Annotated in this window: 7 protein-coding genes; 3 read left to right on the plus strand and 4 right to left on the minus strand. The window is 46.3% G+C overall.

Going from position 1 to position 11,402, the window contains the following annotated elements; genetic code table 11:
• Positions 1-30: 30 nt before the first annotated feature.
• Genes rseP through ACMVP2_RS06310 form a run of 3 tightly spaced genes read right to left on the minus strand, consistent with a single transcriptional unit; the run spans position 31 to position 4,047 of the window.
• Entirely contained in the window at positions 31-1,374 is a 1,344-nt protein-coding gene (gene rseP, locus ACMVP2_RS06300; RefSeq protein WP_416867085.1) for an RIP metalloprotease RseP, read from the minus strand.
• Positions 1,374-2,540, minus strand: coding sequence for a 1-deoxy-D-xylulose-5-phosphate reductoisomerase (locus ACMVP2_RS06305; RefSeq protein ID WP_416867086.1), 1,167 nt, complete (start codon positions 2,538-2,540; stop codon positions 1,374-1,376). The genes rseP and ACMVP2_RS06305 overlap by 1 nt, the downstream gene beginning before the upstream one ends.
• A 10-nt stretch (positions 2,541-2,550) precedes the next feature.
• The gene (locus ACMVP2_RS06310) at positions 2,551-4,047 is read right to left on the minus strand and encodes a GH3 auxin-responsive promoter family protein (protein ID WP_416867087.1); all 1,497 of its coding nucleotides are present in this window, start codon (positions 4,045-4,047) and stop codon (positions 2,551-2,553) included.
• A 158-nt stretch (positions 4,048-4,205) separates the two neighbouring features.
• Here ACMVP2_RS06310 and ACMVP2_RS06315 point away from each other — a divergent pair, with 158 nt between their 5' ends.
• On the plus strand, positions 4,206-5,675 hold the full coding sequence (locus ACMVP2_RS06315) for a S1C family serine protease (protein ID WP_416867088.1): 1,470 nt from the start codon (positions 4,206-4,208) through the stop codon (positions 5,673-5,675).
• 70 nt (positions 5,676-5,745) lie between these two features.
• Here ACMVP2_RS06315 and dnaA read toward each other — a convergent pair whose 3' ends face one another.
• Positions 5,746-7,158 carry a chromosomal replication initiator protein DnaA gene (gene dnaA / locus ACMVP2_RS06320; RefSeq protein WP_317489692.1) on the minus strand — a complete coding sequence of 471 codons (1,413 nt, stop codon included), beginning with the start codon at positions 7,156-7,158 and terminating at the stop codon, positions 5,746-5,748.
• A gap of 317 nt (positions 7,159-7,475) precedes the next feature.
• Between dnaA and ACMVP2_RS06325 the strand changes: the two genes are divergently transcribed.
• Positions 7,476-9,257, plus strand: a complete 1,782-nt coding sequence (locus tag ACMVP2_RS06325) for a methylmalonyl-CoA mutase family protein (protein WP_416867089.1) — start codon at positions 7,476-7,478, stop codon at positions 9,255-9,257.
• The gene (gene scpA, locus ACMVP2_RS06330) at positions 9,254-11,386 is read left to right on the plus strand and encodes a methylmalonyl-CoA mutase (protein WP_416867090.1); all 2,133 of its coding nucleotides are present in this window, start codon (positions 9,254-9,256) and stop codon (positions 11,384-11,386) included. The genes ACMVP2_RS06325 and scpA overlap by 4 nt, the downstream gene beginning before the upstream one ends.
• Positions 11,387-11,402 lie beyond the last annotated feature (16 nt).

Raw genomic sequence — 11,402 nt, forward strand, 5'->3', positions numbered from 1 at the left:
ACCTTCATATCAACTTACTTTCTCTAAGATTTAGATTTTCAGGATATCGTTGAAGATGGCAAAAACCATTATCGACAGCAATAACACCATGCCGACCTTCTGCGCATTTTCCAGAAATTTATCTGATGGCTTACGGCCAGAAACAATTTCGTAGGTCAGGAACATCACATGCCCACCATCGAGTGCGGGAATAGGCAAAAAGTTCATAAAGGCAAGCACCATTGAAAGGAAGCCTAGCTTTTGCCAGAAATTCGTCCAGTTCCAGGTGCCACCAAATATCTTGGCAATACCAATAGGTCCGCTTACAGCCTTCGACGCTGACACCTCGCCACTGAATATCTTACCAAAGCCTCTGATGTTCAGCCACACCCAGCCAAAAGCCTCGTTGGTTCCAGCCACCAAACTTTCCCCAAACGTAAAATCACGGTGAGCAACGTCCACCAACAGGGTACGAACAAAGCCAACTGTGCCATCTGTATCAATAGGGATATGAAGCTCAGTTGTTGTAAACATTCCTTCTTTTTCGACGGTTGCTTCTCCTACTGGCCGCTCCACAACAGCCAGCACTGTGTCGCCCGCATTCTCTGTAGCAATCTCCTTAAAGTCAGCAAAATACCTTGCCGGCCTGCCGTTGATTGTGACAAACCTGTCGCCTTCCTTCAACCCTGCCACATCTCCACCTGAGCCACTGGCAACTTCACCAACTGCAAACGGAAGTCTGTAGTCAATGAATCGGGTGACGGCATCCTTTTCAGATAGTTTGTCCAGAAAGCCTGATGGGATTTTCACTGTAACAATCTGCCCGTCACGGTCAACTGTGTAGGTGCTTCCTGCTTCCATGATCACATCAGGGTTCATCACCTCATTGAAGTCTTCAAAATCATTTCCGTTGATTTTAAGGATTTTGTCTCCAGTTTTAAACCCTATCTCCTGCCCCAGCTCATAAGCCACAATACCATATTTATTGGCCTCGTCCCTTGAAATGTAGGTATCACCATTGAAAAAGGTCAGCAACACGAAAATCACGATACCTGTGATCACGTTCACTATGATTCCACCCATCATCACGATCAGTCGCTGCCAGGCTGGCTTTGCTCTGAACTCGTAGGGCTCCGGCTCCTGGCTTAAGTGCTCAGTATCCATCGACTCGTCAATCATTCCTGATATTTTCACAAAACCTCCGAGCGGAATTGCCCCGATGGAGTATTCCGTCCCACGGTAGTCAAACCCAAAAATTTTAGGCGGAAATCCTATGGAATATTTTTCGACCCGCATGCCAAAAAACTTGGCTGTGAGCAAGTGGCCGAATTCATGTAATCCGACTAAAATAGAAAGTCCCAGCAAAAGCTGGGCGGTCATAATAAGTGCCTCCATTAAGCTATTAAATCTAAAGCGATGTTTCTTGTTTCTGTATCTGTATCAACATAGTCCTGATAATCAGGGCTTGAAATATAGGGTATTTTAACCAAACACTTCTCCACTATATCCGACATTTCCATAAAACCAATCTTGTCTTTAAGGAAATACTCCACTGCCACTTCATTGGCGGCATTCAGCACGCATGGCTTATTGCCACCCTCCTTTAAAGCGTCAAAGGACAGCTGAAGGTTCCTGAAGGTTTCTAAATCTGGTTTTTCGAAAGTCAGGGAGGGGTATTCTGCAAAGTTAAACCTTGGGAAGTCGGATTTCAACCTTTCCGGGTAAGCCAAAGCAAACTGGATGGGTATACGCATGTCGGGCAACCCGAGTTGTGCTTTTATGGAGCCATCTTCAAATTGCACCATCGAGTGAACGATCGATTGAGGATGAACTACCACATCAATTTTATCGGCTGGAATGCCAAATAGCCACCGTGCTTCTATCACCTCAAGTCCCTTGTTCATCAAGGAGGCTGAGTCGATGGTGATTTTGGCTCCCATGTCCCAATTGGGGTGCTTCAGCGCCATTTCTTTGGTCACCTTCAGCAGCTCACTTCTTGTTTTTCCACGGAAAGGCCCGCCTGAAGCTGTCAGGATAATCTTTTCTATCGGGTTGTGGAACTCCCCCACGATGCACTGGAAAATAGCCGAATGCTCGGAGTCGATCGGAAAGATATTCACCGCTCTTTCCTGCGCCATTTTAGTAATGAGCTCACCAGCCACCACCATGGTCTCTTTGTTAGCAAGAGCTATTGGCTTACCAGCTGCAATGGCGTTCATGGTAGGCTTCAGTCCAGAATAGCCGACAAGCGCCGTCAGCACCATGTCAATGGTGTCCATCTGCACGATCTGAGAAAGCGCATCGAGCCCGGCAAAAACTTTGATATCTTTTGGTAATAATGCATCGGCTACTTGCTGATACAAGGTTTCGTTGCCGATCACTACTGCATTGGGAACAAACTCCAAAGCCTGGCGAATCAGCAAGTCAGCATTATTTTGAGCAGTAAGCACTTCTACTTCAAAGGCTTCAGGATGCCTTTTTATCACATCAAGCGACTGAACGCCAATGGATCCCGTGCTACCAAGGATAGCAATCCTTTTTTTCGGTCTTTCTTGTGTCAAGGTGTTGTGTTTATTCTTTGTACTTCAGCAGTTCTTCCGCCATCTTTCTGTCGTTTGAAAGCCTTGGTAACTTGTTTTGCCCACCGAGTTTCCCAATTGAGCGCATATAATCAATAAAGGCATTCTTTTTAACTGGTATGATATGAAGTTGTTCGAGAATATTGCCCGAAATAAGATCGAAATAATAGCTGTTCAGCTTTTGGAGCGAATTGTCGAGTGATGACTTAAAAGCCGCCATGTCGGCTGGCATTTTGCTGAACTCGATAAACCATTCATGCCTTGGAAGTCCCTTTTCAGGTGTCACGTTGGGCGCCACGGTAAATTCCACGATATCTGCCTCAGGAAAACTCTCCAAAGTCTTCTTCATCGCATTTTCTACTTCCTCACCGATGACGTGCTCCCCAAACGCTGAGATAAAATGCTTGATCCTTCCGGTAACCAATAATTTGTAAGGATCTTTCGAAATAAACTTCACGGTGTCGCCAATAGAATAGCCCCATAAGCCTGCGTTACTATTGATAATCAGGGCATAATTGGTGTTGAGTTCCACCTGATCAAGGCTTAGCCGAGTGGGTGACTCATTGAAATACTCATCAGCCGGAATGAATTCGAAGAAAATACCGCTATTGGCCAAAAGCAGCAGCCCGGGATCATCCTGCTTGTCCTGAAAGGCGATGAAGCCCTCAGAGGCGGGGTAAGTTTCCACCGAATCGACCTTTTTTCCAATGGTATCAAAAAGCTTTTGTCTGTAGGGCTCAAAGTTGACCCCACCGTATATAAACAGCGAGAAGTTCTTGAAAACATCCTTCACTGGTAGCTGCCTCTTCTCCACAATCCTGTCGAAATACATTTGCACCCACGGCGGAATACCTGAGATCAGTGTCATGTCCTGATCAATGGTCTCCTCTACTATCTTATCTACCTTGGCTTCCCAATCCTCCATACAATTGGTGGCATAGGAGGGCAATTGATTGGTGCGCAGATAGCCCGGCACATGGTGGTTCACAATGCCCGACAGGCGGCCAGTGTTGATACCCGCCTTCTGATCAAGCACGGGGCTACCGGAAAGAAAAATGAGCTTGCCATCCAGGAACTTAGCATTGCCTGTTTCGTGCACATAATTCAAAATCGCATTGCGGGCACTATTGATATGATTAGGAATCGACTCTTTGGTGATGGGAATATATTTGGTGCCAGAGGTAGTGCCCGAAGTTTTTGCAAAATAGGCAGGCTTTCCCGGCCAAAGTACGTCATTTTGTCCGGTTAGCATTTTTTCCACGTAAGGCTTCAATGCTTCATAGTCCCGGACAGGCACCTGCTTTTTGAAGTCATCGTAAGTGCGGATATCCTTAAAGCCATGGTCACTTCCAAAAACCGTGTTGCTGGCTTTGCTGACAAGGTTTTTAAGTGTTTTATGCTGATAATCAGGGGCTTTTTGCTCCCATTCTCTTTGCTCCCGCACAACGAAGGCGGCGAATGGCTTGCTAAGAACTGATCTGATTCCCATAATTAATTATAAAGGCGCAAAATAAGTAAATGAGGTTTCTAAAACCTAAGCAAGCCTCTTTCGTTTTTATTTTGCACAGTTTTTGACGATACCCAATGCACTGACGTTTAGGTAACAGCACAACGATGTTGACTTCTTAATTCTTAAAACCTGATGCTATGAAAAAATTTATTGGAATTGCAGTCTTGAGTTTTCTGGGTGGCATTGGTGGAGCCTTTGTATATGAGACGCAACTGTCGACCAAAATTGCGTCTGATGACTTACAGGATTCAGACTTCTATTTCTCAAAAAATGTTAGCCACGACGGAACCAACAATTTTTCACCGGCGGCCTCTGAGCCCTTCCGTAGTGACGCAGCCGCAATAAACGATTTGCCAGACCTGGTGAATGCGTCGGCACGCAGCACCAAGAGCGTGGTGTTTGTGAAAACCGTGAGCGAAACCGACTACCGCACTGGTAGCTGGATGGATTGGTTTTTTGGAGGGCCGAGCCAGTCGGTTAGCTCAGGGTCGGGCGTGGTCTATTCCAGGGATGGCTATATCGTGACTAATAATCACGTCATCAACGATGCTGATATTATTCAGGTGATTCTCGACAAAAGAACCTACGACGCCACGCTGATTGGCACTGACCCGTCTACCGATCTGGCTGTGATTAAAATTGAGGGCAATAATCTCCCGGCCATTGAGGTATCTACTTCAGCCAACGTCAGGGTGGGCGACTGGGTATTGGCCGTCGGCAACCCGTTCAACCTTACCTCCACTGTCACCGCTGGTATTGTAAGTGCCAAGGGCCGCAGCATCAATATACTGAAAGACCGATTCCCTATTGAATCTTTCATTCAAACCGATGCTGCCATTAACCCCGGAAACAGCGGCGGAGCCCTGGTCAACACTTCCGGGCAGTTGATAGGTATTAACACGGCCATATTGTCTCAAACGGGTACTTACTCAGGCTATGGTTTTGCTGTGCCTGTCGACATTGTAAAAAAAGTGGTGAACGACATTATCAACTATGGGCAGGTGCAAAAGGCCTTTATTGGGGCAGAGTTCATTGACATAGACAGCGACATTGCCGGCAAACTCAGCCTGAGCAACCTGGATGGTGTGATCACTTCTTATGTACAAAGGGGAAGCGCCGCCGACAAGGCCGGACTGGAAAAAGGTGATGTAATCATTCGGGTGAACGACAAGTCGCTCAACAACAAAACTGAGCTTGAGGAGCTGATGGGCTACCATTACCCTGGTGACAAGTTCGTTCTGGACATCAAGCGAGGCGACAATGTAGTCAGGAAACAAGTAACGCTGCTGAATGGCGAGGGAAACACCGAGATTTTGAGAAGCAGTGTTTACTTTTCAGAAAAACTGGGCGTGGAGTTTGAGAAGGTGTCGAAAGTCGAAAGAGACCTTTTAAAAATTGACAATGGCGTTCGGGTGAAAAAAATAAGGAATGGTTTTTTCAGGCAGCTGGATATACCGGAAGGCTTCATCATTACCAACATCAACAACCGGCCGGTTGAAACGCCGGAGGAGCTGGCCAATATCCTGGAGAAAATCAAGGGAAAGGTTGTTATCGACGGCATTACCTCCAAGGGTCGGAGGGTGTACATACCCTACAGGTTCGATTAATAAAGCATAAAAAAGGGCGGGGTCTCACATATGGTGATCCCGCCCTTTTTTTATCAACTGCCAGGCGAAGCTAGACAGTCCTCATTTTAAGTCTTTTCTTTAGCTCATCAACAGAATACCTGAACTTGGCGTCGGTATCGATCATGTCATTGACTGCCTGCACGGCGTGAATCACAGTGGAATGGTCACGACCACCAAAGTGGTAACCGATAGATTTAAGCGAATGGTTGGTATAGTCTTTTGAGAAATACATGGCCACCTGGCGGGCAATAACGATTTCCTTTTTACGGGTTTTGGCTTTCAAATCTTCCAGAGCCACATTGAAATAGTCGGACACTGCCTTTTGGATATAGTCAATACCCACCTCAGTATCGTAGTCGTTAACAATATTTTTTATGATCTGCTTAGCCAACTCAAGGTCAATCTCTCTTTTTACCAACGACGAATGGGCAATAAGTGAAATCATCACTCCTTCCAACTCTCTGATATTGCTGTCGATGGTGTAAGCCAGGTACTCAAGCACATCCTCAGGAATAACAATTCCCTCCGCCTGAGTCTTCTTTTGAATAATGGCCACCCTTGTCTCAAAGTCTGGCGTTTGTATGTCTGCGGTAAGGCCCCACTTAAATCTTGACACCAGTCTTTCCTGAAGGCCTTTTAGCTCTCTTGGCGGGCAGTCGGAAGTCATAATGATTTGCTTGCCACTCTGGTGAAGGTGATTAAAGATGTGGAAAAATATCTCCTGCGTTCTCTCCTTGTCACGAAGAAACTGTACATCGTCAATAATCAATACATCTACTTTCTGGTAGAAATTGATGAAGTCCTGAACAGCATTGTTTCTCAAAGACTCGATGAACTGATTGGTAAACTTCTCCGACGCCACGTAAAGCACCTTTGCGTCCGGATTGCTTTCCATGATCTGGTTACCAACCGCCTGAACAAGGTGTGTTTTGCCAAGACCAACACCGCCGTAGATCATCAACGGGTTGAAGGAGGTAACACCCGGCCTTTGAGCCACAGCATAACCAGCTGAGCGGGCCAATCTATTGCAGTCACCTTCTATATAGGAATCGAAAACATAGATAGGGTTCAATTTGCCTGTCAATGTTAAGAATTCTGGTGTCACTGCCGGGCTTTGTTGCACATTTTGTCCATTTCCAACATGATTTTGTCCAAAACGGCCAGGAGCCTTGTTTACCGGATAATTAACAGTCAATGGCTTCGCCTGCTCGTTTCCTCTATCTATCACCACGGAATATTCCAATCTTCCGTTGGGCCCTAATTCCTGAAGTATTGCCTTCCTTAAAATATGAACATAATTGTCTTCCAGCCATTCGTAGAAAAACTGACTGGGGACCTGAATGGTCAAAACACTTTTATCTAATTTTATGGGTGTAATGGGCAGAAACCACGTTTTGAAGCTTTGTTCCTGTATCTCATGCTTAACTAAATTCAGACAGTTTTCCCAGATTTGTTGATGCATGGTGGATTAAAAAAATGTTGTTATTGTTGCAGTGATTCTCCTTTCTGAACAGGAGGTAACATCAAAGGTGTCAAAAAAAAAAGTAATAAAAAAACACTGCAACGCTTGACTTTTTGGATTGTCGAATTGTCAAATAAAAACAGCGTTTATAGGTAAAAATTCTTTGAAAAATACAATTATTACCTAAATGTTATGAAACAAACTTAAATCTCTTTCCTGGTAATTCAAAGGGCCCGTCTGTCTATATAAATTTAATGTTCGTCCCACTCAAAATACTTTATCTTTGTTAACACTTGACTCAAAAATTAGAATAGCTTATGAGTAAATGGGACATGTCCAATTTCCCTCCATCCAATCATTCTCTTTGGAGAGAAAATGCGTTGAAAGAATTGAAGACAAAGCAACTAGATTCTTTGCAATGGCACTACGATCCCGATGTTATTATTCAACCTTATTATGAAGAAACTGACGCTCCTCTCTCCTTTGCGGGGGATGCCAATGCCGAGTTACTGCCTGGCCAACAGATAGGAAGGCTTTGGCACTACCTCGACTCAGTAACTGTAGACGCTCAAATTGCTGATAATAAGAACGCTAACGAAATGGCCCTGGAATCTTTGAGCCAGGGGGCCGATGGCATCTTGTGGAAACTAAAAGAAGTTGATCAGCAGGCCCATGTTACTTTATTTAAAGATATAGGCTTCGAATATTGTCAGAACGCCTTTCAGGTGGCTCAGTGGGGTGCGGCTGAGAAGGCATTTTTCCAGCGTCTTTTTTCGGGTTCCTTCCTGAAAAAAGACATCCTGCCAGGCTTTTTGTTTTATGACCCCACGTCTGATTCAGACCAAGTGCTGCGAATTGAGGCTCTTTTTCCTCAAGGGAAATCGTTTCGTCCCCATTGCTTTGACGCCACATCGAAAATAGCCAGTTCACTTTCACCGACTGGTCAGATCGCTTACTTGCTGTCGGCATTCGTTGAAAGGTGCAAAAAGCTGACCGACGCAGGTGTCTCTATTGATACCATAGTAGACAGAATGATTGTTTGTGTAAGCATAGGTAGAGACTTCTTTCATGAAATGGCCAAAATCAAAGCCATCAAAGTTGTTCTCTCTCAGGCTGCCAATCATTTCGAAGGGGGCAAAGCGTCTCCCGCCGACATTAAAATATATAGCCAGGCCAATGTCAATACACACTCAGTTGTTGATCCCTATGTCAACCTTATTCGTATGACATCTGCTGCAATGGCTGGCGTAAATGGAGGAGCCAGCTATCTTTCAATGCCTGGCTTCGATAGCAGAAATCCCTTCTCGCCGGGTCAGTTTTCTCAGAGAATTTCAAGGAACATCTCGAACCTTCTCCGGGACGAAAGCTATTTTGACAAAAACTGCGACCCCATGGCCGGGTCTTACTTCCTGGAAAAACTTAGCGCCGATTTGGCCAGTGAAGGCTGGAGAAAGATGCAAAAAGTGGAGTCTTCAGGTGGGTTTTCGAGCTCGCTTTCTGGCAGCTATTGGCAGGACGAAGCAAATAACTTTGAAGAGAAAGAGAGAGCTCTTATATCCAGTCGAAAGCTGAACGTTGTAGGTGTAAATAATTTCTGCGACCTCAGCATTTTTGAGTCGTTTCCCACCCTCAAAAGCTACAACAACGAGGGCTCGCTGCTCTCCTCATTTGAACACCTCCGGATTAAAATGGAGGACTACCTGGCAAAGCAGCCCGGGCAGTCCAGACCAGCTGCTATGGCCATCTTCTTCGGTGACAAGCAGGCGTCACTGGCGAGGTATAATTTTGTAAAAGGAGTATTGCCCGCCGCTGGCATCAACGTGGCCGAATGGGTACCATGGTCACCACAACATGCGGCGCCTTTTTCTGCCGATACCCAACTGATCATCGTGTGCAGCTCCGATCAAGATTATATTGAATCAGGCCCAGCCGTGTTTCAAGCCTTGAAAGAACAGTGCCCAAAAGCCCACCTGGTGCTGGCGGGGAACCCTGGCAGTAACGAAGAGCAGCTGACCAAAGCAGGCATTGACAGCTTCATCCATCTTAAATCTGATTTTGTTAAAACGCTCTCCTCTTACCAAAAGCTATTTGGCATATGACTACACCTGATTTCACAAAAATTCCATTTAGCCCCAAGGCAGGTTCGGAGAAACAATTTTCTGCAGGGGTAGCCACATGGAAAAGTGCAGAAGGTATTGATGTGCCTTCCATGTTCAACAAAGAGCATCAGGAAAAAATCACCCAGGGCGCTTTTGCGGCCGGGCTCCCCCCTTTCCTGAGAGGCCCCTACAGCACGATGTACACCAGCAGGCCCTGGACGATCAGGCAATATGCCGGGTTCTCAACAGCCGAAGATTCCAATGCCTTTTACAGGAAGAACCTTGCCATGGGACAAAAAGGGCTTTCGGTAGCGTTCGACCTGGCCACCCATCGAGGCTACGACTCCGATCACCCCCGGGTAGAGGGGGATGTGGGTAAAGCTGGCGTAGCCATTGACTCTGTGGAAGACATGAAGATCCTCTTCGATCAAATTCCCCTGGATAAGATTTCAGTATCGATGACGATGAACGGAGCTGTTCTCCCGATTATGGCCTTCTATATGGTAGCGGCAGAAGAACAGGGGGTGAGCCCCAACCTACTAAGTGGCACCATTCAGAATGACATCCTCAAGGAGTTTATGGTGAGAAATACCTACATCTATCCTCCTGTGCCGTCCATGCGCATTGTCGGAGACATTTTTGAATACACTGCCAGACACATGCCTCGTTTCAACAGCATTTCGATCAGTGGCTACCATATGCACGAGGCAGGCGCTCCTGCTGATCTGGAGCTGGCATACACGCTGGCCGATGGGCTGGAATACATAAGAACCGGGCTGGCGGCAGGGCTCAAAATTGATGAGTTTGCCCCACGGCTCTCTTTTTTTTGGGGCATAGGCATGAACCACTTCATGGAAATCGCCAAACTAAGAGCGGCCAGGGTGCTATGGGCACAGCTTGTAAGTCAATTCAATCCTGAGAACAGTAAGTCGCTTTCGCTGCGAACGCATTGCCAAACCTCCGGGTGGAGCCTTACCGAACAAGATCCGTTCAATAACGTCGCCCGGACAACCATTGAGGCAATGGCTGCGGTATTTGGTGGCACACAGTCGCTGCATACCAACGCCCTCGACGAAGCTATTGCTCTGCCGACAGACTTCTCAGCCCGAATAGCGAGAAACACCCAGCTGTATTTGCAGGAAGAAACCAACGTCACCAAAGTAGTTGATCCGTGGGGAGGCTCTCACTATGTAGAATACTTAACCAACGAGTTAATCGAAAAAAGCTGGGCGCTGATAGAAGAGGTGGAAGCACTTGGCGGCATGACCAAAGCCATTGAAAGTGGTCTGCCTAAAATGAAAATCGAAGAAGCTGCGGCAAAAAAACAAGCAAGGATTGACTCGCAGCAAGATATAATTGTAGGAATTAATAGGTATATTACGAAAGAAAAAACTGATATAGAGCTACTTGAGGTTGACAATGCGGCGGTAAGAGCGAAGCAAATCCAAAGACTTGCCAGACTCAAATCGAGCAGAAATGAGTCCGAGGTTGTTGCAGGTTTAGAAGATTTGACAAAATGTGCTCAGACTGGCAAAGGCAATCTTCTGGAAAAAGCAGTAAAGGCTGCCCGGTTGAGAGCTACCCTCGGTGAAATCTCCTCGGCTATGGAAGAAGCTTTTGGCAGACATAAGGCGGTCATCAAATCGATAGCTGGCGTTTATGCAAGCGAATCGGGTTCCAGCGATGATATAACCACGGCAAGGAGGCTAACCGATCAGTTTGAAGAACTGGATGGGAGAAGACCCCGGATTCTGGTGGCAAAAATGGGACAAGATGGCCATGACCGGGGTGCCAAAGTGATTGCCACAAGCTTTGCTGATCTAGGGTTCGATGTAGATATTGGCCCTCTGTTCCAAACACCCGAGGAAGTAGCCATGCAGGCGGCAGAAAACGACGTCCATGTCATTGGCGTTTCGACCCTGGCAGGTGGACACAAAACGCTCGTTCCGAAGTTGATTCACCAACTAAAGGCAATTGGAAGGAGCGATATCAAAGTAGTGGCCGGGGGTGTAATCCCGGAGAAAGATTTTGATTTTTTATATCGTGAAGGCGTTATCGACATATTTGGCCCCGGGACAGTGATCCCCAAAGCGGCCATCTCTATTCTCAGGAAATTAGTGAGCATTTGACTTTACACATCATCAA

The organism is Imperialibacter sp., from assembly GCF_048007035.1.
Classification (GTDB): Bacteria; Bacteroidota; Bacteroidia; order Cytophagales; family Cyclobacteriaceae; genus Imperialibacter.